Origin of the sequence: Alishewanella jeotgali KCTC 22429 (assembly GCF_000245735.1) — a bacterium.
Taxonomy (GTDB): domain Bacteria; phylum Pseudomonadota; class Gammaproteobacteria; order Enterobacterales; family Alteromonadaceae; genus Alishewanella; species Alishewanella jeotgali.
The window spans coordinates 1-21409 of record NZ_AHTH01000002.1; the positions used below are offsets into that span (position 1 = coordinate 1).

General features: G+C 47.4%; 23 protein-coding genes. 13 read left to right on the forward strand and 10 right to left on the reverse strand.

What is annotated here, in order from left to right; all coding sequences use genetic code 11:
• Positions 1-227: 227 nt before the first annotated feature.
• Positions 228-1538 (forward strand): ABC1 kinase family protein, encoded by a 1311-nt coding sequence (locus AJE_RS00220; RefSeq protein WP_039927822.1) that lies wholly within the window; start codon positions 228-230, stop codon positions 1536-1538.
• A 75-nt stretch (positions 1539-1613) separates the two neighbouring features.
• On the opposite strand, the gene AJE_RS00225 is transcribed toward AJE_RS00220, so the two are convergent.
• Entirely contained in the window at positions 1614-2987 is a 1374-nt protein-coding gene (locus AJE_RS00225; protein WP_008949138.1) for a M24 family metallopeptidase, read from the reverse strand.
• Positions 2988-3074: 87 nt separating this feature from the next.
• Positions 3075-4697 carry a methyl-accepting chemotaxis protein gene (locus AJE_RS00230; protein WP_008949139.1) on the reverse strand — a complete coding sequence of 541 codons (1623 nt, stop codon included), beginning with the start codon at positions 4695-4697 and terminating at the stop codon, positions 3075-3077.
• 218 nt (positions 4698-4915) lie between these two features.
• Here AJE_RS00230 and AJE_RS00235 point away from each other — a divergent pair, with 218 nt between their 5' ends.
• Both AJE_RS00235 and AJE_RS00240 read left to right on the forward strand, forming a co-directional pair.
• The gene (locus tag AJE_RS00235) at positions 4916-6574 is read left to right on the forward strand and encodes a DNA recombination protein RmuC (RefSeq protein WP_008949140.1); all 1659 of its coding nucleotides are present in this window, start codon (positions 4916-4918) and stop codon (positions 6572-6574) included.
• Positions 6567-7157 carry a nucleoside deaminase gene (locus AJE_RS00240; protein WP_008949141.1) on the forward strand — a complete coding sequence of 197 codons (591 nt, stop codon included), beginning with the start codon at positions 6567-6569 and terminating at the stop codon, positions 7155-7157. Before AJE_RS00235 ends, AJE_RS00240 begins: the two co-directional genes overlap by 8 nt.
• A 55-nt stretch (positions 7158-7212) precedes the next feature.
• Here AJE_RS00240 and AJE_RS00245 read toward each other — a convergent pair whose 3' ends face one another.
• Positions 7213-8349, reverse strand: coding sequence for a transglycosylase SLT domain-containing protein (locus AJE_RS00245; RefSeq protein ID WP_008949142.1), 1137 nt, complete (start codon positions 8347-8349; stop codon positions 7213-7215).
• A gap of 200 nt (positions 8350-8549) precedes the next feature.
• Between AJE_RS00245 and AJE_RS00250 the strand changes: the two genes are divergently transcribed.
• On the forward strand, positions 8550-9179 hold the full coding sequence (locus AJE_RS00250) for an SOUL family heme-binding protein (protein WP_008949143.1): 630 nt from the start codon (positions 8550-8552) through the stop codon (positions 9177-9179).
• Positions 9180-9326: 147 nt separating this feature from the next.
• Complete coding sequence (locus AJE_RS00255; RefSeq protein WP_008949144.1) at positions 9327-11246, forward strand: tetratricopeptide repeat-containing diguanylate cyclase; 1920 nt, start codon at positions 9327-9329, stop codon at positions 11244-11246.
• On the opposite strand, the gene AJE_RS18855 is transcribed toward AJE_RS00255, so the two are convergent.
• Positions 11243-11419, reverse strand: a complete 177-nt coding sequence (locus AJE_RS18855) for a BrxR family transcriptional regulator (RefSeq protein WP_474368105.1) — start codon at positions 11417-11419, stop codon at positions 11243-11245. The two genes, AJE_RS00255 and AJE_RS18855, sit on opposite strands and share 4 nt — an antisense overlap.
• Before the next feature lie 6 nt (positions 11420-11425).
• Positions 11426-11662 (reverse strand): transcriptional regulator, encoded by a 237-nt coding sequence (locus tag AJE_RS18695; RefSeq protein WP_008949145.1) that lies wholly within the window; start codon positions 11660-11662, stop codon positions 11426-11428.
• 358 nt (positions 11663-12020) lie between these two features.
• Between AJE_RS18695 and AJE_RS00265 the strand changes: the two genes are divergently transcribed.
• The 5 genes from AJE_RS00265 (at position 12021) to AJE_RS00285 (ending at position 15128) form a co-directional block, all read left to right on the forward strand.
• Positions 12021-12338 (forward strand): hypothetical protein, encoded by a 318-nt coding sequence (locus tag AJE_RS00265; protein ID WP_008608615.1) that lies wholly within the window; start codon positions 12021-12023, stop codon positions 12336-12338.
• A gap of 122 nt (positions 12339-12460) precedes the next feature.
• Complete coding sequence (locus AJE_RS00270; RefSeq protein WP_008608612.1) at positions 12461-13192, forward strand: SIR2 family NAD-dependent protein deacylase; 732 nt, start codon at positions 12461-12463, stop codon at positions 13190-13192.
• Positions 13193-13271: 79 nt separating this feature from the next.
• The gene (locus AJE_RS00275) at positions 13272-14033 is read left to right on the forward strand and encodes an MBL fold metallo-hydrolase (protein WP_008949146.1); all 762 of its coding nucleotides are present in this window, start codon (positions 13272-13274) and stop codon (positions 14031-14033) included.
• A gap of 106 nt (positions 14034-14139) precedes the next feature.
• The gene (locus AJE_RS00280) at positions 14140-14331 is read left to right on the forward strand and encodes a hypothetical protein (protein WP_008949147.1); all 192 of its coding nucleotides are present in this window, start codon (positions 14140-14142) and stop codon (positions 14329-14331) included.
• Between the two features lie 113 nt (positions 14332-14444).
• The gene (locus AJE_RS00285) at positions 14445-15128 is read left to right on the forward strand and encodes a Fic family protein (protein WP_237709266.1); all 684 of its coding nucleotides are present in this window, start codon (positions 14445-14447) and stop codon (positions 15126-15128) included.
• 209 nt (positions 15129-15337) lie between these two features.
• Here the strand turns inward: AJE_RS00285 and AJE_RS00290 are convergent, their stop codons facing one another.
• On the reverse strand, positions 15338-15844 hold the full coding sequence (locus tag AJE_RS00290) for a GNAT family N-acetyltransferase (RefSeq protein WP_008949149.1): 507 nt from the start codon (positions 15842-15844) through the stop codon (positions 15338-15340).
• Positions 15835-16101: a type II toxin-antitoxin system TacA family antitoxin gene (locus AJE_RS00295; protein WP_008949150.1), complete on the reverse strand. Its 267-nt coding sequence runs from the start codon at positions 16099-16101 to the stop codon at positions 15835-15837. The genes AJE_RS00290 and AJE_RS00295 overlap by 10 nt, the downstream gene beginning before the upstream one ends.
• 852 nt (positions 16102-16953) lie before the next feature.
• On the opposite strand from AJE_RS00295, the gene AJE_RS00300 reads away from it, so the two are divergent.
• Both AJE_RS00300 and AJE_RS00305 read left to right on the forward strand, forming a co-directional pair.
• Entirely contained in the window at positions 16954-17958 is a 1005-nt protein-coding gene (locus AJE_RS00300; RefSeq protein ID WP_008949151.1) for a helix-turn-helix transcriptional regulator, read from the forward strand.
• A 56-nt stretch (positions 17959-18014) separates the two neighbouring features.
• Positions 18015-18683 (forward strand): DnaA ATPase domain-containing protein, encoded by a 669-nt coding sequence (locus AJE_RS00305; RefSeq protein WP_008949152.1) that lies wholly within the window; start codon positions 18015-18017, stop codon positions 18681-18683.
• Between the two features lie 38 nt (positions 18684-18721).
• Here AJE_RS00305 and AJE_RS00310 read toward each other — a convergent pair whose 3' ends face one another.
• Positions 18722-19456: a hypothetical protein gene (locus AJE_RS00310; protein WP_008949153.1), complete on the reverse strand. Its 735-nt coding sequence runs from the start codon at positions 19454-19456 to the stop codon at positions 18722-18724.
• Positions 19457-19570: 114 nt separating this feature from the next.
• Here AJE_RS00310 and AJE_RS00315 point away from each other — a divergent pair, with 114 nt between their 5' ends.
• Entirely contained in the window at positions 19571-20407 is an 837-nt protein-coding gene (locus tag AJE_RS00315) for a PP2C family protein-serine/threonine phosphatase (protein WP_237709267.1), read from the forward strand.
• 78 nt (positions 20408-20485) lie between these two features.
• Here the strand turns inward: AJE_RS00315 and AJE_RS00320 are convergent, their stop codons facing one another.
• Together AJE_RS00320 and AJE_RS18700 are read right to left on the reverse strand one after the other, a co-directional pair.
• Complete coding sequence (locus AJE_RS00320; protein ID WP_008949155.1) at positions 20486-20797, reverse strand: hypothetical protein; 312 nt, start codon at positions 20795-20797, stop codon at positions 20486-20488.
• Between the two features lie 100 nt (positions 20798-20897).
• Positions 20898-21302 carry a hypothetical protein gene (locus tag AJE_RS18700; RefSeq protein ID WP_008949156.1) on the reverse strand — a complete coding sequence of 135 codons (405 nt, stop codon included), beginning with the start codon at positions 21300-21302 and terminating at the stop codon, positions 20898-20900.
• Between the last annotated feature and the right edge of the window lie 107 nt (positions 21303-21409).

Genomic DNA, 21409 nt, shown 5'->3' on the forward strand with positions numbered 1-21409 from the left:
ACTCAGACTCCGGTACGCCCGCCGTACCGGAGTCATTCTGCGATAGCGATAGAACAGATTAAGCCAAACGCAACCAAAGACTTATCACAGCGAGCCGTAGCAACGACATCAACCGCTGCACTTACGACCAGATAAGTCTAAGCACTGTTCAATAAAATACAGCTTTAAGTGACAACCACTGCTCTTTTTGCACCGTATACCTGAGCTAATGAATCTTAGGAAGTGTTATGACACAAAACAGCTCAAAGGTCCCTGCACACCGACTTTCCCGTTTTGGTAGCCTGGCTTCGTTAGCCGGCAGGGTCGCAGGTGGAATGTTAGCCGAAGGTGCGCGACAGCTTGTCAAAGGCCAGCTGCCAGCGAAACAGGATTTGTTGTTAACTCCTGGCAATGTTAAACGTGTCGCCGAGCAACTGGCACATCTGCGTGGTGCTGCGATGAAAATAGGCCAGCTATTGTCGATGGATGCCGGCGATCTATTACCGCCAGCGTTGACCGAGATTCTGGCAAGGCTACGCGCCAGTGCCAACCCCATGCCGGCCAAACAACTCGCTCAGGTTCTGCTGCAGGAGTGGGGGGATAACTGGCAACGGCATTTTGCTGATTTTACCTTTGTGCCTATGGCTGCCGCCTCAATAGGTCAGGTGCACCAGGCTTATCATGACAACGGTAAACGTTTGGCAGTTAAGATCCAGTACCCTGGCGTCAGGCAAAGTATTGATAGTGATGTTGATAACGTGGCAACGCTACTGCGGTTAAGCGGCTTATTACCAAAGGGTGTAGACTACCAAAGCTTACTTGAAGAAGCCAAACAACAGTTAAAGCATGAAGCGGATTATTTATTGGAAGCACGCTATTTAAGCCGCTACGGTCAACTTCTTGCTACCAGCCCTGATTATCAGGTGCCCACTGTTTTTCCGGAGTTGAGTACAGTCAATATTCTGGTGATGAGTTATGTGGAAGGTGCGCATATTGAAAGCCTGGCGCAGGCAAGTCAAGCTGAACGTGATAGGGTAATGACCTTACTGTTTCAGCTATTATTTCGGGAATTGTTTGAATTTCGCCTGGTGCAAACCGATCCCAATTTTGCCAACTATCTGTATGACAGTCGTCGGCAACAATTAGTCCTGCTGGATTTTGGCGCTTGTCGCGAATATTCTGCGGATTTTAGTGACGGTTATCGCGCTTTGTTTGGCGCAGCACTTAAAAATGATAAAGCTAACATTGAAACAGCCTTACAACAGATTGGTTTTTTCAGTCAGCATATTGTCGAATCCCAGAAAGTCGCGGTACTGGAGTTAGTTGCTTTGGCCTGTGAACCGTTGAAACAGCCGCATGCTTTCGATTTTGGAGCTTCTGATTTAGCCAACCGGCTACGCGAAGCCGGTATGGCCCTCAGCATGAAGCAGAACTATTGGCATACGCCGCCAGCAGATGCGATCTTTTTGCACCGAAAAATTGGCGGGCTTTATCTGTTGGCTGCCCGGTTAAAAGCGCGTGTCAATTTGCAGGCTATATTACACCCTTACCTGGTTTAAGCTAAGCGTAGTAAAGGGAGATAGTGAAGCTCGCTTACAGCGCAGGTGTTCAGCCTGCGCTTTTGTTGCCGGGATTTAGCGTACCAAATGCCACATAGTCTGGCGGCCAGCCAGATAAATCACCGTTTTACCGTCAAAGTAGGCGCTTTGCTCCAGTTTGATGTGGGCCAGTTGATTTTGCCACTCAGGAATAGCCTGCTTGATATTTCCCTCTATCGCATAGGCAGTATTGGCATAAAGTTTCCAGTCGCCTTGCACTGGCGTTGGTCCTTGGTTATCCCACATTCCGATGGTGGGCCCCGGAGCATGGCCGAAAAAGCCCAGTGGGTGTGAGTAAGTACTGCTGAGAATGCCGGCAGCCTGAGCCTTTTGCTGGGTCACTTTTAAAATCTGATTACCGGTACGTCCCGTTATAAACTCCTTTTTCAGAATGTCCTGCCAGCGGTTGCCGGTCGCCAGCGCGGCTTTTAATCCTGCAGGAGCATCCTCCTCATCGGTCTTGAGCACATAGGCCATTTCCTGGGTGTCGCTACACAGCTTTAGATAACAGATCCCAACGTCAGTATGCAGAATATCACCACGTTGAATAACGCCGGACTCGCCGCAAAATGCCGTATCTTTATCACAAGGTGTGCCAGGGCGCTGTAAGCTGACATAAGGCATAAACCAGATCGGTAATTGCAACTCACTAAAACGCTCACGCAGATACCAGGCGACATCTTCAGTGGTGGTTACACCAGGCGTAATGACCCGGCTACTAAAGCCCTCGGCAATGACGCCACGGGCAATGCCGATAATATGCGGATAGACAGCCAATTCAGTAGCAGTACGTTGTTCTAACCAACGCACCACCAGATTTTCCGCAGGCACCAGGCGACTTTGGTAAGCCTGTGGTAAAACTTCTTTTAAGCGGCTATGCAGGGCCGAGGTTAAACCATCCGCCACCGGCCATTCTTTTGAGACGTTAATACCAATTGTTTTTGGATCTTTGCTGACAATTAAATCAGCCAACGCCTGCCACTGCTCATCGAGGCTGCCGCCTTGCCAGGCCGCAGTGTAGGGCGCGCCCAACGGGTAGCGGTTTACCGTGAGTTTTTCGATAGTACCATCAGCCAAGCGATTAAAAACCAGCATAGTGGTGCGCCTGGCGGCAAAGCTGGGTTGGGGCACCAGCGTAAAATACACCGGATCTTCGGCCTTTTCGCGATTAAGTACCAACCACATATCCAGGTTTTGTTCTACCATCAGCTGTGGCAAGAGTTGCTCTAACCGCTCTGTAAGCATCGCGTTTTCCGGAGCAATACGCTCCCGCTGCGGTAGCACCGCAAAATCTGCAGCGCTATTAATATAGCGCCCCTGACTAAAGCTTGCTTCGGCGGCGACATGCAAGGGGTGGCAGATAAGTAAAGGCAGGCAGCATTTTAAAATTAAACGAATTTTATGCTTCATATAGTTTATTCTTCGTAGATGTGGTTTTAGTTATTGGGTCTTAGGTTATTCGCGTTGGCTGCAACAAGAGTTGCCGCCGACGGGCGATTAAATACGAAACTTCTGTACCAGTATATGCAGTTGTTCCGCCAGCTTTGCCAGCTCATTGCTCGAGGCACTGGTTTGATTAGCGCCGGATGATGTTTGCAATGAAAGATCTCGGATATTCACCAGGTTCTTGTCAACTTCCCGCGCTACAGTAGCTTGTTGTTCTGCAGCACTGGCGATGGTGAGGTTTTGTTCATTGATCTGCAGTACCGAAGCAGCAATTTGTTCCAGGGCTGCGCCGGCTTCGTGTGCAATTTGCCGGGTGCGATCGGCTTTTTCGGCACTAACGCTGATGGCTTTAACGGTATTACTGGTTTCCGCCTGAATGGCATGCATCATACTTTCAATTTCTTTCGTCGACTCCTGTGTTCGATGCGCCAATGCCCGTACCTCGTCGGCGACAACGGCAAACCCCCGGCCTGAATCACCTGCTCTGGCGGCCTCTATAGCCGCGTTCAAAGCTAATAGGTTAGTTTGTTCTGCGATAGCACGAATGACATCAAGGACTCTGCTGATACTGGTTACCCGCTCAGCCAGAGTTTGTACACCCTGGTGGGTATTGGTAATTTCATGCTCAAGTTCGGCAACAGTCGCGATGGTATGTTTGACCTTGTCCCGGCCAGATTTCGCCTGTTCCTCAGCAAGCTCTGAGTTCTGTGATGTTGCGGCAGCGTTACGGGCTACTTCTTCAACAGCAGTGGTAAGTTCGGTAACTGCAGTAGCGGCTTGCTCTAGTTCATCACTTTGTTGGTGGAGTACCCGGGTTGATTGCTCAGTAACAACTCTGAGTTCTTCTGCTGTTGTTGATAGCTGATTCGATGAATCATTAATGGCAACAATAGTGTGCTTCAGCTGTTGTTGCATCTGTACTAACGCGCGGATCATCGCCGCCATTTCATCGCGGCTCTGGTCATCAAAGTGTTGTGTCAGATCGCCTTTAGCGATTGTTTCGGTAGCACTCAGAGCCTGATTGATCGGTTGTAATAAACTGCGACTAAACACGAACGCAAAGAGGGCGACTAAACCAACCGCAATAACGATCGCTGTGATCATCATGGTATTGGCCTGGTTGATAATGCTATACACATCCGTGCCAGCAGCCTCCGCCCGTGTTTGTTGATAGCGCCCAAGTTGATTGAGAGCATCCGTGACCTGAAACCCCAGCTCAGTGAAGCCCTCATGCCGAAAACTGTCTGCGCGAGCAAAATCACCAGCGCGGACAAACTCCATCAGCCGCGCGTGCTGTACATCATAATTTCTCTTGCCGGTCATCACGGCCTCGAGCATTTGCCGACCCTCTGCGGACTCGACCAAGCGCCGCATCTTTTCATAACTAGCATTAAAGCTTTGCTCTAACTCAGTTAACTGTGTAAGGGCTTGTTGTCTGGCTTGTGGGTTGGGAGCGTAGATTGCATTGAGGGTATGCAGGCGGGTAAGTAAAAAGTCGCGCCTTAGCTCGCCAACGGTGATAGCTGCAGGAACTCTGCGCTCAACCAGGGTTCCAACCACTTGACCTGTCTGATGAAATTGACTAATGGCGATAATGCCGAGAATTAAGGTAATAAGCCCCAGTAATGCAAAAGCCAGTGTTGCGCGAAGTCCAATTTTGAGTTGTCTTACCATGGTGGTTCCCTCCAAACTTATATAGTGGTAGAAGTTATAGCAGGGTGTTACCAGAAGCTCAATTTTTTACCGTTTGCCAGTAAGATAATTGCGACCAACTTTTTATGACATCATCTTGAGTTGGTTTGGCATGTTAATTATTTAGAAAGTATGGAGAATTTTGCGAAGCCAGTTATCATGGCATTGACAGCTATTTTATTGTAAAGGACATTCAAAGCGTGATTGAATTATCAAATTTCGGCTACTTGCTGCTTAGTGTGCTGGCTTTACTGGCCGCTACGCTCGGTTACTTATTGGCCAGCGTTAAGCTGCGGCAAAAACTGGGGCAGCTTGCCACCGAATTAGCAACTCAGCAGCAAATAAGTCAGACGAGTCAGCAGCAACTTGAACAGCTACAACTGAGCCATCAAACAACGCAGATGCAACTACAGCAGCTGCAACTGGCCGATACGAAAAATACTGAGAAGTTACATTTTAGCGAAACCACTAACCAACGTGTTCAGCAAGAACTGGTGCAAGCGCAACTTGAGGTTAAACAGTTATTGCAGAAGTTGGAGCAACAAACTGGTTTTACGCATGAACAACAGCAACAGAACCAGCGTCTTAGCGCACAGCTTGAAGAAAGCGCTAAGCAGTTGGTGCTGCGCAGTTCAGAATTGGAGCAGATGCGTAGCGCCCGCGAGCAGCTGCAACAGGAATATCATCATCTCTCAAACCGTTATACACAGCTGAAAACCGAGCTCGATGAGCGTGAAGCCAGCCATCAGCGGGAACTGGTTAACTTCGAAAAACAAAAACAAAGCCTGGTGGAGCAGTTTAAAGCCTTGTCTAACGAGATCCTGGACGCAAAAGCACAGAGTCTGCAGGAGACCAGCAAGCTAAGCTTAAATGCGATGTTAAGTCCGTTTCAGCAATCAATTGAAGCTTTTAAAAAAGAAGTGCAGGATATCCATCACCGCGAAACCACGGCACAGGGTGAGCTGAAAAAAGAGTTGGCATCGTTAAAAGAGCTGAATCAGCATATCACCAAAGAAGCGCATGAGTTATCTACCGCACTGCGGGGGCAGAAGAAGTTGCAGGGCAACTGGGGCGAACTGGTACTGGAAAATGTGCTGGATCGCTCCGGCTTGCAGCCGGGTAAGGACTATCAGCGAGAGGTCAGTTTTAGTACCGACGACGGCAAATTCCGCCCCGATGCGATAGTATACCTGCCACAAAATAAGCATTTGGTAATTGATGCTAAGGTGTCACTCAACGCCTATACCCGTTATGTTAACGCCGAACAGGAGCTTGAGCGGCAACAAGCCTTAAAAGAGCATGTGCAGGCGGTGGCTAGCCGGATCAAGGAGTTGTCGGCGAAAGACTACTTCCGTTTGCCGGGTTTAAACTCGCCGGATATGGTGTTTATGTTTATCCCGATTGAATCGGCTTTTGTTGAAGCCCTGAAGGCGGATGAAAGCCTGTTTCAGCAAGCCATCGAAAATAATATTCTGGTGGCGACACCCACTACCTTGCTAACCAGCCTGAATATTGTGCGTCAGCTGTGGCGCTATGAAGATCAGAACAAGCATACTGCGGCTCTGGCCGACAAAGCCGAAGCGGTATTTAAAAAGCTGAACAGCTTTTTGGGGAACTTTGAAAAAATTAAACGTGGGCTCGACAGCGCTGGCGCGGCCTATTTGGCGGCTGAAAACCAACTGGTTAGTGGTCGTGGTAATCTGGTAAAACAGGTAGCCGATTTTAAAAATCTGGCACCCGCGATCAAGGCTGAGCTGCCACAGTATTTTGTCGAAAAAGCTGAGCTTGAGATTGATTTTATTGCTGCAAGCGACGGCGATAAACCACAACCTTTACCTTCGGAGTTTGCTGATGACTGAGCCCCAGGTTGAAATAAAACTCTTTTCTGCCAGCACCCCGCTAAATGATGCAGTATTGCGTACACTGGCTCATTTGCCGACCCGTAGCTTAGGGTTGCTTGTAGCCGACGAGTTCTGGTGCCGGTTATCTGATGCCGATTTGATGCGCATTGCGGTGTTACTGGCCGAGAAAAGCTACCTCGAAGGTGGCTGTCCGATTGGCGCTGTAATTATCGACAACGCCAGCCGTCGCATTGTCGGCAAGGGCCATAATACGCTGGTGCAGGAAAGCCATCCTTATAATCATGGCGAAACATCAGCCATTCGGGATGCTGGCCGCATCGACTTTAGTCAAACCACACTTTTTACCTCACTTAGCCCTTGTAATATCTGTACGGCGCTGTTGATTAACCGCGGTTTTAACCGGGTGGTGGTTGGCGATGTCAGCAGTGCTGGCGGCAATGAGCAAACGCTAAGCAATCACGGTGTTGCGGTCAAGGTGCTTGAAGATAGCAAAGGTGTAGCGCTGTATCAGCAGTTCCGGCGTGAGCAACCAGAGTTAGAGCGTGAAGACTGGCTTGGCCTGCGGCAGAACAAAGACTAAATCAGAGGCTGCACAGTATGGTTATACCCGAACCATACCGTGCGCTAAAAGTCTGCTATGGTAAGGATGTAAGCGTTTGTTGCAGCGCCGGGAACAGCCCTGGGCTCTTCTTCGATTGTAAAAGCTGCTGCGCAATACGAATATCTGCTGTGTAGTAAAGCGATGCAAAACCCAGCCGGTTGCGGCCTAAGTTGTGAAACACCATGCCAAAGGCAATGTCACCGGCGCTGAATTGTTGGTGATTGGCAGCAAAATAACTGGCTGGCCGACTAAGTTCTTCGTCGACCAGTAACGAGCGTACCCGACCTGGCCCACCATGATAAGCCTGGATCAGCAGCAGGCGATAAATTTGCTCCTGCTTGTCTTCCGGCAAATGCCCAAATTTTGCCACAAACACCGGCTGTAGCATGCGATGGTTACGTTCAAACAGCCAGAGTGCGCAATCCACCTGAGCAATGCGGTGTAAATGCTTATTTGCCGGTACGCCACAATCTTTTAGGGCGGTTGGGGTAAGCTGTAAAATACCCCGGGCATTGGCTTTGGATTTGGCTTCACGCACACCGCCGCTTTCGATAATCAGCATCCCCGCCAGATCCGGTAACAGGTTGGGGGGCAGTGTAATCTTCTTTTGCTGCACCCGGCGGTTGTAGACGGTTTGTAATACCTCATGCAGCGACGCCTGCTTCTTTGGCGTGCCGACCGAAATACCCTGCCAATTGCCAGACAGTCGACCATCCGGATGTTCACCCAGATAGCGGGCTATTGCGAGTGGTAAATCAACATAGGGTTGATGACAGCGAATGGCAAAGGGGTAACCGACGGTATTGCTGTTGCCGGCAACATAGGCCGGTACCAGGCCTTGCTGCGCCAGTTGCTGTCGGCTTTGATTTAATCGCTGCTGCGTTTGCAAAGAATTATCGGCATCTTCGACGTATTTTAAAAAGTTACCGCGCATATCGAACAACACATGACGCTTTTGCTCGGTACAGTAGCCAGAGCGGGTCAGGATCCAGCGCCGTACATTCATCATATTGTCGTAAACGCCCTGGCTATCATCAAAGGCCTTGGTACGGACCACATCGGTCCAGCTCTGAAAGGCCGCACCCTGTGCCAGGGAGGCCGGCGTAAAAAGCGACCATACCAGTCCTGCCAGGACCAGTGGCACATTATTGCGACGAGAGAAGAGTGCCATGCAAACTCCGCGAGCTGTTGCTATTTCGCTGAATAGTATTACTGAATGATAGCTGAACACAATACGGCATTAGGATGAGAGGCCGACTTTTTTACAGGTTGGAGCAGTGCGTTCTGTAATTGCTGTTCGCGCGGCAGCCAACCAATCCAAAGCGCCGCGACAACGTATAAGAGCGTAATGTCGTGAAGAAGGATGATGCGGTGAAAATTATTGTTAGCCTGGTTGTGGCGTTGTGTTTAGCCGCCTGTTCAGTGGTGGGGCGCAGTGAGGTAGAGATTGCGCCTTATCAGGTGCTTAAGGCCGATAGTAGCCTGGACATCGAAGTTCGCCGTTACGAGCCCATGGTGCTAGTGTCGACCAGTATGGCCGGCGATGGCAGAAATAACTCTTTTCGAAAATTATTCCGTTACATCTCGGGTGATAATGCCGGCAGCAACAATATTGCGATGACAGCACCGGTGTTGATGGCAGGAGAGTCAGTAAACCAGGGTACGAAAATTGCCATGACTGCGCCGGTATTTATGTCGGGAGCTAAGAGTGAGCCGCGGATGGCCTTTGTTATGCCAAAGCACTTTACTCTCGACAGCACACCCAAGCCGACCAACCCAGATCTGCTGGTTGAGGAGGTACGCGACTATACAGTAGCCGCTATTCGCTTCAGTGGCACTTTATCACAGCGCAATGTGCAGCGTTACAGTCAGCAATTGCAGCAATGGATTACCGCCAATGGCCTTACTGCAGTTAGCGAACCTGTTGCCGCCGGATATAACGGGCCTTTAACGCTGCCAATGCTCAGGCGGAATGAGATTTTGATCGAAATCACGCAGTAAGCATCCGGTTTAGCTGCTGTTTGGACAAGAGACTTTCAGCGCATTGATTTACAGCATAGTTAAGGCAATCAATATGTTGTATTAATAGCAATATAGTTAAATTGAACTTATATTGTATGTGGGATTAGCTGTTTGGTTGTCGCTGTGATGAAGAAAGGCGTTATTGTCTTACTTAGTTTGTTGTTGCTGTGCGCTGCAGGCCAGGTATCGGCCAGTTACGCCGGGGCACGAGATCCAGGCCTTGAGCAACGCCTGGACACCATTCTGGGAATAAACCTGCTAGCGCGTGATCGTGAAGCGTTAAGCCTGGTTCTGCGTGCGCTTAACGATCAAACCCCTACCGCCACTCTCGCTCGTGCCAAAGCCTATCAAGCTTTAGCGCAGGCAATTCAGGATAATGAGCCGGCGGCGGCAATTGCACTTCTTGATGCTTTGTCAAATGAGCCGGAAATTGCGCAGGATCCGCATGCACTTGCAGAGTTAAGTAATGCCCGGGGCGAAATCTACCTCCATACCCAAAATCGCGACGCGTTACGGCACTACCTTGGCGAGCTAAAAGATCAGAGCATAGCGGAACCCAAACTTTATTTTCACAGATTGCATCTCATCGCGCGCAGTTATGACTTGCTCCATGATTATGAACAAGCCCTAACTTATCTGCTGCGTGCGCATGAGATGGTTGCAAGTATACAAGATGAGCAGCAACAGCGCCGCCGGCAGTTTATTAACCTGCATATCGGTCGCACCTATGCCCGTTTACGGCACTTTGACAGTGCACGACAAAGCCTGGATAAAACCATTGCAGAATCTAACCGGCTTGGGGTGACAGAATATCTACCGGAATTACATATGGTGCGGGGCTTTGTGATCCAGGTTACCGAAGGGCCTAACGCTGCCGCTGAGGCTGACTTTTTAAAAGCAACCACGCCAGTCCGCGGCGAGCCAGTTGGTCGCACTCAAATGCTGGCCTTCAATAATCTGGGAACTCTTAAACTTCATACTGGCCAGTATGCCGCGGCAGAACAATATTTCTCACAAGGCATTGAAATAGCTCATCAAATAGATAATAGCTTTGAGCTGCATATAATGCGCTTTAACCAGGGTTACGTGATGGTTAAACAAGGTGGTTATGAGCAAGGCTTAAGTATTATGGAAGCTGCCTTTGCTGATTTCAGCCAGGTCGCGCCGCCCGGTACTCAGGCAGATATGCTAAATTATTTAGCCGACGCTTATGAAACGGCACATCGATTAGAGCGGGCATTGGGTGTGTTGAGGCAGCAGCTGGAACTACGTGAAACCGCTCATCGGGCTGAACGTGAACGCACCCTGGCTGAATTGCAAGTGCAACACGATGCTCAGGAAGCAAGCCTACGTATCCAACTACTAGAGCAGGAGTCTGCGCTACGCGAAGCGAAGATAGCTGAGCAACAACGCAATCAATATTGGGTTATCCTGCTCAGTAGTATCCTGTTCGTTGCGCTTGCATTATCTTTGTTCGCAGCCCGTTACGTACGACAACTTAACCGGCAGTTATCAAAGGCTAATCAGGAATTAACAGAGTTATCTCATCGCGATCCCTTAACGCAACTTTATAATCGCCGCGCTCTGGCGGGCTTTTCTGAACAACATGGTGATTTGCTGGTGCTGTTCGATCTGGACAAATTTAAGGGTATTAACGATCAGTTCGGCCATGATGTCGGTGATCAGGTGCTGCAAAGTGTAAGCCAACGAGTAAAAGCGGTGCTTCGAACGGAGGATTTGTTAGTGCGTTGGGGTGGGGAAGAGTTTTTAGTGGTTATTCGCCGGATCAACGAGTTGGGGCTGGATGTGATCAAAGCTAAGCTGCATAGCGCTATTGTGCATTCACCTTTTGCCGACATAACGGTAAATGCATCAGGTGGCGCCGTGTTTTTACAGGGGCAAACCAGTACCTGGCAATCGGCAATCAAGCGGGCAGATGAACTATTGTATCAGGCTAAAGCAAATGGGCGCGCCCGGATCCTGCTTGAGCACAACGGCGAAGTTCAAACGTGGCAGATGCGGGAAGCACCGCCGGAGAATAGTTAAAAAGCATGACAACGCACCTCATCCAAATTCGCCACCATTATTTGTTGGGCCTGCGGTCGGGCTTCAATTTTAGTCAGATCCAGGTTTAGCGCCTGCACGGCATAAGGTACTAGTGCTGAGCGCACAGAGAACACCCGTTTCCTCTCTTGAATATTGTAATCCTCGGCAATAATCGCGTTTTAATAGTCCGTCAGGCGGGAGTCGGGTACCAGTACGATATCAATCTTGTTATTCCAGCGTTTATCATCTGCTTTGGTAAAGTCCGCGTCACCTTCCAGACCATTAATGCGACGAAAGCGGCTTAACACAAAATCGCGAAAGGCCCGATTTTTCTCACAGTAAGCACGCACATGCCAGCGAAGTGGCCAGCCGCTGTCATCCAGGCAGTTTGGTAACTCAGTTTTCAGGTTATGCATCCCAGCTCCTGTAAATATGCCTGTTTACCAGACAGTCAATCAGCTTGATCAAGCTAACTATCTTAACCAGAGCGAACAGGAAAGGCACTTTACCTGGCAGGCTAATACCTGAAAAATAGAATGGTCTGCCTGAAAAACATACACTGAACACTTACACAGTGTGGCGCTATTTTGGTAACGGCGTATTCTGTAGCAACAGGACGTAATGTGTCGCTGCAGATAACACTTCTGGTGTGTAATGCAGTTGATAAAGGAGCAGGTGCCGGATGCACCAACACGGAACAGGACAGGGCATGATGCCGATAATATTACAGCTAAGTTTGGGCAGGGATGCCAAAACGCATTACAGGAGGCGACCATGAATATGCTGCAACAGGATCTGTTTTTAATTACGCTGGAATCGCAATTTCGTGACATCTTTCAAACCAGTAAGGCTGGTAAAGATAATAGCGAACAGCGGCTGCGTGCGCAGGGTTTTATCCATGCTGGTGAGCTGTTACAGCTTTGTACACGTCAACAGGTACAGCAGTTAATGGAGCGAGTACATCTGGAGGTATTTGGTATTCGTATTAGTGAGCGGCAACCTGCCGAGGCCAGACGTCGGCAACAGGCATTACAGCTTGGCGATTATGATTACTTTGATGAGCCGGCATTTATTCGATCACAGCGAGAGTGAAGCGCTGAAGCCAACAACAATAGCTAAACTGCGACGTATTTTGTCTTAGTAAGAGGTTAGACTGCCGTCACGATTAACTCCATCGTCTGATATAGCGTTTATTTAATGAGTAGGAGAGTACATTGAATCAACAAGCAACCAAAATCGTGATTATTAGTGGCGCTGGTATCAGCGCTGAGAGTGGCTTAGCGACCTTTCGCGATCCCGATGGCTTATGGCAGCAATATGCTCTGGAAGACCTGGCCACCCCACAAGCCTTTGCGCGTAACCCTGCATTAGTGCATCGCTTTTATAATTCGCGGCGCATACAAGCAGCGAAAGCCGAGCCCAATGCAGCACATTTAGCGATTGCCAAGTTAGAGCAAGCCTTTAACGTGGTGGTAGTAACACAAAATGTTGATGATTTACATGAGCGGGCAGGGTCGAGCAAGGTTCTTCATCTGCATGGCAAACTTAATGAAGCTCGCAGCAGCAGAAATCCAAATCTGATTGAAGTTATCGGTCAGCGCGAATTAAAAGTGGGAGAGCTCGCCGCTGATGGCTCAGCGCTACGCCCTAATATTGTCTGGTTTGGCGAAGAGGTACCCGCCATGGAGCCTGCCATTAAAGAGATCGCCAGTGCCGATAAAATTTTAGTTGTCGGCACTTCACTACAAGTTTATCCCGCTGCATCATTACTATTCTATGCACGCAAGGGAGCAGAAAAAGTACTGATTAACCTGGAAGCCACCGATAATGATGCCGGCTATCAATTTATACAAGGAAAGGCGGCTACGGAAGTACCGAAGTTGGTGGAGAAGTGGTTGGCCAAGCAAGAATGGTTTGATCCTAAGTCAAAACAAACTGGCATTTGAAAAGCAATTGCTGCTGGAAAATGGCTGTTGATTTCGGTAATGTCGGACCAGTTGCTACTGCCGGGCTAAATCTGTTCTAATGCAGTTACATATTCTACAGGGCTATATTCAGCATATTTATCTGGTGCAGCATAACGATAGTTTAATGCTGCTCGATGGTTGTAGTCGTGCTGATATCGCTACGGTAACGGATTTTATTCAGCAGCAACTGGGTTTGCCGTTGGAGGCGTTAAAGCTGATTATTGTGACCCATATGCATCCGGACCATGCGGGTGGTGCACATAAGCTCAGGCGTTTAACCGGCGCCCGTATTGCCAGCCACCCCAAAGCACGGCGCTGGTATAGTGGCCTGTTGGGCCGCACCGCGCATCTGATTGATGTTAGCCTGACCTGGTGGGTTGCTACCCGGCTGGGTAAGCCCAAGCGGCATATTTGGTATAACCCGCTGTTAAAACCAGACTTGTTATTATTGGACGGGCAACAGGTACCAGACTTTGCTGAGTGGCAAGTGCTGTACACTCCGGGCCATACCGATCATGATTTATCCTTGCTGCATCTGCCAACCAGGCAATTGTATATCGCTGACCTAATCGTATCGGTTAAAAAACGGCTGGTACCGCCATATCCGGTGTGTCACCCGAACCAATATAAGCAATCATTGCAGCGTGTGCAGGACCTTGCACCTAGCAAGATCTATTTTGCCCATCTGCCGGCACGTGCCGCTGAGAGTATCGACTTTGCCGCGATACTAGCGCAGGCACCAACCTTACCAAAAAATCATTGGCACTCGATGAAAAACCGTATCTTACACACGCTAGGTCGACAAAACCGGTCGCATTAAGCCTGGTCGTTGTCACTGGCTGTAATAATAATGTTCTGAAACAAACTTTGGCGTTTTGGTTTTTTGCGCAATAAGTTGTGCATTAAAAACTAATGCGCAAAATTTAATGCAAAAAATAGAAATTCTGAGTGCGCAACACCAGTTTGAGATGTCATTGGGGAAGTTAGTTAAGCATCAGCGGGCTCAGCGTATGGCTCAGGGCGAACTTGCTACACGCACTGGCCTTGGCTATTTTGTCAGACTGGGTGTGGGAGAAGGGGATGTCGAGCGCTTCCATGGCGTTATTCCACGTTTATAGATTTCAAATCTTGTTACATACGATCTTTAACAGTAAAAAGTGTATACTTTCTCAAGTCTTACTAACATTGTGAAAACATTGCCATGCACCTGCTTACTGAAAAAGTGTGGAATATGAAACCCAACAAGCCCTTAGCTAAACAGCTTGCTAAAAGGGATTTACCTGCTTTGGTGTGTGATGCCGTCAACCTGGAAGGTGTAGCAATGACTCTGCCGGAAGTGCAGACCATCCTTGATGGCATTACGGTGGGAGGTCATCGCATCAGTGATCAAAATATGGCAATTAACCAAGCTAAAGCTTGGGAGTATCTGTTCAGTCTAGTTGAGCAAGATAGGTTTACATTTGATAAAGTAACTGCCATCCAAATTCATAATATCGCCGGAAAAGAAGAGGCGTTAGAGTGGGGAAAGTTCCGCTCAGGCTATGTTTCTATTGCTGGCTCTGATTATGCCCCTCCTGCGCCTGAGATGTTAGACGATAAATGGCGTGAAATTGAGCAGCTGGTTGAAAGCGAAGTCGATATCTACGACAAGGCTATTACAGCTTTCCTTCAAATGGCTCGAGTACAATTTTTCTGGGACGTGAATAAACGCACTGGCCGTTTTATGATGAACGGTATTTTATTAGCGAATGGGTATCCTATCATTAATGTGCCAGCTAAGCGTCAGCTAGAATTTAACACCTTAATGCTTGATTTCTACGCGGATAATAATATGACCGCAATGAATAAGTTTTTAAGAAGTTGTATCGATGAAAGAATCATTCGGAATTTTAAGCTCGATTTGCCACTAGGTTAGTCTCCAACCTAAGTTTTACCCGTTAAAACGGTTTTTATCATGAGCAATACTTGGGTTGTCGACCTTCGCCATTATCTGAACGAAAACGGTGCTATTTAAATCCCATTAAGCCCGGGGTTGCGTTTGCCCGAGCAATTTGACGCTGCTCCTTATTGGGTGGGGCTACTTCCCAAATGACCACCTTTCTTTGTCTAAGGCGCGATGTTATTTCAGTCAATGGACAATGATTTCTTGATATCGCAGCTCCTTGCCATGAGTACTAAAGGGGCAAAAATTGATTCTTTGAAGCCAAATTTTTTGTAGAACGCTTGCGCACTGTTATCGATAGCATGTACTAAAATTCCGGCACCATCGACAGCATTCATTGCTTGTACTGAGCGAATAATACAATCTTTTAACAAACCTGCCGCAATACCGCGACCTTGATAAGCGCTTTCCACCCCAAGCCTTGCTAAAATTACCATCGGAATGGGATCAGGGCTATTTCTTCGTAGTGAACTAAATGCTTGCTCTCTCGATACCGAACTCATGGCAATAGCATAGTACCCAACCACCTTGTTGGCCGTAGTATCATTGACAACATACACTCTCGCGGTTCCTCGGCTTTGGCTCTTCAACGCCTGTATTCTTAACCACGTATCGAGCTCTTCAATACCACATTGAAAGTTATTAAGCTGACGCCCATCATTCAATAGCGTTGGCGCACTTATTCCCAAGGCGCTCTCCTATTGAACAGATCTTTCATGCCTTCAAGCGTCTGATGCTCTGCACGAAGTTCGGTATCGAAAGCTTCAAAAGCCTTTGCTTCAAGGACAAAATCCCGCTGTTCGGCCAGTATGCTATGCGCTTCATTGAGCGCGGCTTGCTGAATAAACACGGTCCTATCGACTTTTTTTAAACTTGCCGCTGCATCAATAATATCCCTCACCGATGGCAGTACTCGCATGTTGATTGACGCTGTTTTTGTAGTCATAACACACACCCTGTATATCTATTTAATACACAGTCTAGATGATTTATGCGTGTAGTCAATAGATATACGGATTTGTTCAAGGAACAGTGGGTAAGGTGGGTCTTGTAAGTTTGACTATGCTCGTCCTTTGGAATGTAGCTTTTAACGATACTGCCATACAGCAAACGTGAGGGACTTGGACGAGTTGTATGAAATACGCACACAAAGCTGTAGCATTCTGTTCTCAAAATAGCTTGAGCCGTTTCAAAAGTGATATGAAGCAATGTAACTATTTTAAGCTGAACTAAGCGGTATATACCGTGAGAAAGTTCTTAAATTGATGCGCCACAATTATTATTTCGCCATTTCTTTGGGACAGTCGTAATCAAAAACCGGCTAAATCAAGTCAAGCCAACCTGATAAGTAACGGGTCATCTGTAGTCGATTTTAAAAAAGTTAGCATAGGCTTGTTAAAGTATTTGCGACTTAAATTGTCGCATGCTTCTATATTCTGATCTTAAAGGTTTGGATTTCTATTGTAATTGGTAGCATTTTAAAACTGCGTCGCAGACGATTGCCAATACAGATGGAGCAATTACACCATTGTTGCAAAGCCACAAAGTCCAGTTTGGCAGTTCAGTATTAGTGCATATCTGTGCAGCGCCAGTTTTACTTTAGAGTAGTTTGAAGCGACGGGATTGCAATTAGCAAAGGCATTACCAAAAGCATCGCAGAACCTTCAAGGCGTGTCGATAAAACCAGATTATGCTGAACAATTTGTGTTACTCCTGTTAGTGTGAGATTTAGCAGTCAATCGAGTTAACTTACTGTTTTGTATATAAACTATGTAATATCGTAATCATAGGAATTGATATGTCAGCATCCCCAAGGCAGAACACCGTTGCCCGTCAGTGGCAACTGTTAAAGCTTATTCCGACTCGGGCACCAGGATTGGAAGCCAGACTTTTAACACAGCAATTACAGGATGCCGGTTTTAGTGTATCTAAGCGTACAGTTGAGCGTGATTTGTTGGAGCTCTCATTGCTGTTTCCATTACAGTGCAACGAAAAAAGCAAACCTTACGGTTGGTACTGGATGCAGGATGCCAGCCTGGATATTCCCGGCGTCACTCTAGCTGAAGCGATGAGTCTTACATTGGTCGAAACTCAACTTCGTCAGTTATTGCCAACACCGCTTTTTGATAGTTTGCAAGCCCGCTTTAATCTGGCAAAAAGTAAACTGAAAGCATTGGATTCGATGAATGTCGGCGCACGCTGGCCGAATAAGGTTGCGTCTGTATCAGCAGGCATGCAATTGTTACCACCCAAAATAGACGCCGACTTGTTACAAAAAGTACAACAAGCGTTGCTAGAGGATAAACAGCTGGACGTTAGTTATCATGCCTTGCACCAGAGTGCAGTGAAACATTATCGGTTAAACCCGCTAGGGTTAATCCAGCGTGGTCAGATAAGTTACCTGATAGCCTCGGCTGAGCCTTATTGCGACCCGCTACGTTTTGCCATTCATCGTTTTCAGCAAGTGGAAATAACCGAATACTCATCAGTGATACCTAAAGAGTTTAACCTACGAGGCTATCTGGCTAAAGGTGCGATGGAGTTTAGCGAAGGTGAAACCATAAAGCTCGAACTTACGGTAAAACCAGTATTAGCTAACTTGTTGTTGGAAACACCACTTTCAGCCGACATGAGCTGCGACGAGCTGGTAAATGGTGATTACCACATCAGAGCAACGGTACATAAAGGCTGGCAGCTGAATTTATGGTTGATGTCGCAAAGTGATTATTTAACCGTGTTAGCGCCGCAAGAGATGCGGGAAAATATCAAGCAACAGTTGGCAGAGGCATTGGCTAAGTATTAATAGCAGCCAAGTAGGATTAGTTGGTCTGCGCTGTTTTATTTGGAGCGTAAGAAATAATGAGGAGTTTTAACCTAAGCACCTTAGTGAAGTCTGACTATAACAAGAGGGCAATCGACATTGCGCTAAAGTTTATTGCGGATCAAGACGCATTTTTTATGACCATTGATAGTTACTCTGGTAATGGCGATGGCATGACGCATTTAATGATGAGTTTGGCGGGCGAACTTCACCGCACAGGTATGAAGGTTGTCAACTACAGTGCAGAGCGGTTGCTTAGAGAAGCTGCAGCAGATGCCAGCCAATTGGATCGACTGGCTGACAGTGATTGCCTGCTACTTGATGATATAAATTTCTTATTTGATAAGTGCACTTCAGTAAGCGAATCTATTTTCGAAATGCTGGGCACCAGAAATATTACCGGTAAAAAAACGATCTGCACGTTAGCGATAGCGGCTAATGACATCGAAAACACAATACCTCAATCGTATCTCTGCTTATTGTATTCAGGAACGGTATGTCGACTGAGGGCTCCAACATTTGCAGATAAATTTAGAATAGCCATGGCGAAAATTGATCACCTTGGCATTCCTTTCAATGCGAGCTTTAATGACATCATTGAACAGGCAGGAAATATAAGAGAGTTAGAAGGTAAGCTAACCCAATACGCTGCGTTACAAAGTATCCAGCGCAAAGCGCAAACTGGTGCCAAGAGCAGTTATGACTAAAGGGTAGCGCCAGTTAACACCGGCGCTTTGCTCTTTTGCTAAACCTGTTTTATCTCAGCTTTAAGTTGTGCAATTCTACTACCAAAGGCTTGCAGCAGTGCATCACTGTTTAAACCGAAGCGGCCGCTGAAAAAAGGCAGTACTACCAGCAAGGTGTTATCAACTTTGCTCCAGTATAATGTACGTTTTTCAGTGGCGTTGATGCTGATAACTTCACTTTCTATTGTTCTAACACCATCAGATCCGGCGAAAAACATCAGAAAATCTTTCAGGTAATTCACTCCGGTGCAGATAATCAGCTTAGGTTGATATTGCTTTCGCAATGCTGCATAAAATGGGAAGCGATTAAAAAAGCACCAATTATTAAACAGCAGCTTACTGGGGAAGCTTGTTGCTTCATCAAAACGGTACTGATGCCAAAGATCATCCGCGGTAGAATTAAAGGCAATAGGGTACAGGTTAAGCTTAAAAAGTTGTTCGCCACTAAGTTCTGCAACTGAACGATAAGACTGCACGGGTTGCTGGTTTATTGCCTGATACAATTTGGCAAAGCGCACTCCGTAGGGATAGCTTATGCTGTGTCTCCAATCAAAATTAGTCTTAGTTACCTTTACGGCACCCGCCTGCATTTGCTGCTTCAGTCTAGTGTAGTACTCGTCAGCAGCGTCTGGCTCAAGACCCCACTCAATACCACATAACCAGGTATCGGCTTCAGGGTTACCTCCATCACAACCACTAAAAGAGCAGGCCCACGGTTTAATTTTGTCCAGCATTGTCTATCTCCTTATTTTTATTGTTCAAACTTGTTCCTACAAATTTGCATTGCCCAGTTGTATCACCATACAGTTAAACTTGTAAATCTATGATAAGTTCATATGCGACACAATATGACGCAGATGTTCTATATGCTGGCAATTGGTCATGATAGGAGTCTGTTAATGCCTTACCAGCTGGCGATATTACAACTAAGTGGTTTTAACGCGACAGGTGCTAAATGGTCGCAGCAAGATGCTCTCGGCTATGCTGCTGCCGGTGAGGTGCCAATGCTACTGCAGCAAGATCAAGTTAATCAAGTGCTGGAGCTGCCATCGCCAAACAGTTTATTGCTGGCCGCTGATGGGGTATCTGCCAGCCCAGCAGCGGCTGTAGCAAGCTCCAGCGTTGTTAAGTATTTGCTACAGCACTGGCCTGGTACAGGGTTTTCCAGTAGGCAGTTACGTCTGGCCCAACAATATCTTGTCGATACGCTCGGCCGCAAACGGCAGAGTTTTGGGGCAGCAACTACCATAGCGGCATTGCATTTAAGCGCAGAGCGCTTTGTGGCAATTAATGCCGGTGATAGCCGTATTTGGCGTTTGCGAAATGGTCAGTTGCAACAACTGAGTGAGGATCATGACTGGCAGAATGATAGCGCAGAGCTAAAACAACAAACCGGCCTGGCTCAATGCTACCGGGCGTTAACCAGTTATCTGGCTGCCGATAGTGAGGCGGCTGATTTTACTGTTGCGGTATCAGATGGCGCCTTGCAAACCGGCGATCAATTTGTGCTCACCACAGACGGTGTGCATGACCTGGTTACACCAGAGGAGTTAGCTGAGATGTTTGCTGTTGCTGATAGCGCCACAGCGTTGCAACAACTGCAGAGCCTGATATTGGAGCGGGGCGCAACAGACAATGCTAGTTTATTGTGGCTGCGGCCGATGGCTAACGCTGGTGAGTGCTAATGTGCAGTGTGAGCTTTGTGGGTAGCTCAATTCTAATGGGGTATATGAACCCAGGCTGGGCTAAAGGTAAACAAAGCTTTATTTGTTTGGTGCGACCTTTAAATAGAATTGCGCCCTACGATCTTCGTTGCAGACTAACTGCGGTAGTAATAACAGGTTGCCCTGGCGCTCTAGCGGTAAAAAGGTACCTTGCATCATAAGCAATAAACGTGACTGATCTTCATTGGCCAGCTGATCTGCAAGTTGTTGTAAAATTTGCGTGTTGTAAGCTGCGGTTAACACAAACCAGCTTAGTTCATCCTGGCCTTGGGTAAGTACGTAGTCTTCTTCAGCCGCTATAGTGGGCAGGAGTAAAAAGTTACTAATACGTTCCAGCGCAATTGTGACCATGACTTATCCTCGGTATCGTCTTTAGAAGCAGCATAACGTCGCAGAGCGGCAGAATGTGTCGAGGGTTGGTTCCTGCCGCTCCAAAGGAGCCATATACTGACTAAAACTCCTCCATTAATGCATCCCAAAAGCCAGGTTCATCATGATGCTGGTTCTTCATCGCATGCTCTAAGGGTAGATAACAAAAAGTGACACCTTCGAATTTGCAGCTCCCATCCGGATGCTCCAGAAAGTGGTTTAACTTTATAAAGTCTGGATCAGATTCATCAAAAGGAACATCAACATAGATTTGTCCTTTATAGGACGACAATTCATATTCACTGGCAACATCACCGCAGGGGACATGATTGATGTGGTTCTTGTCGAGCCAGTCGATAATGTCTTGCCGAGTTTTCCAAGAGGACCAATCGGGGGTTGTAAAAGCCTGACTGTTAAAAGTGAGGTAGAGCACGTCTCGTTGTTTTTCTCGACAAATTTTATCAATGTATTGAATATGTTGTGGCATTTTAAATTGCTTCCCTTCAGGTTAATCCGCGCAGCCTAACGACTAAAAACGATCGAGTCAAAACGGATATGCTTGTTTTGCATACACTGTATGTTGAAACAGTATGG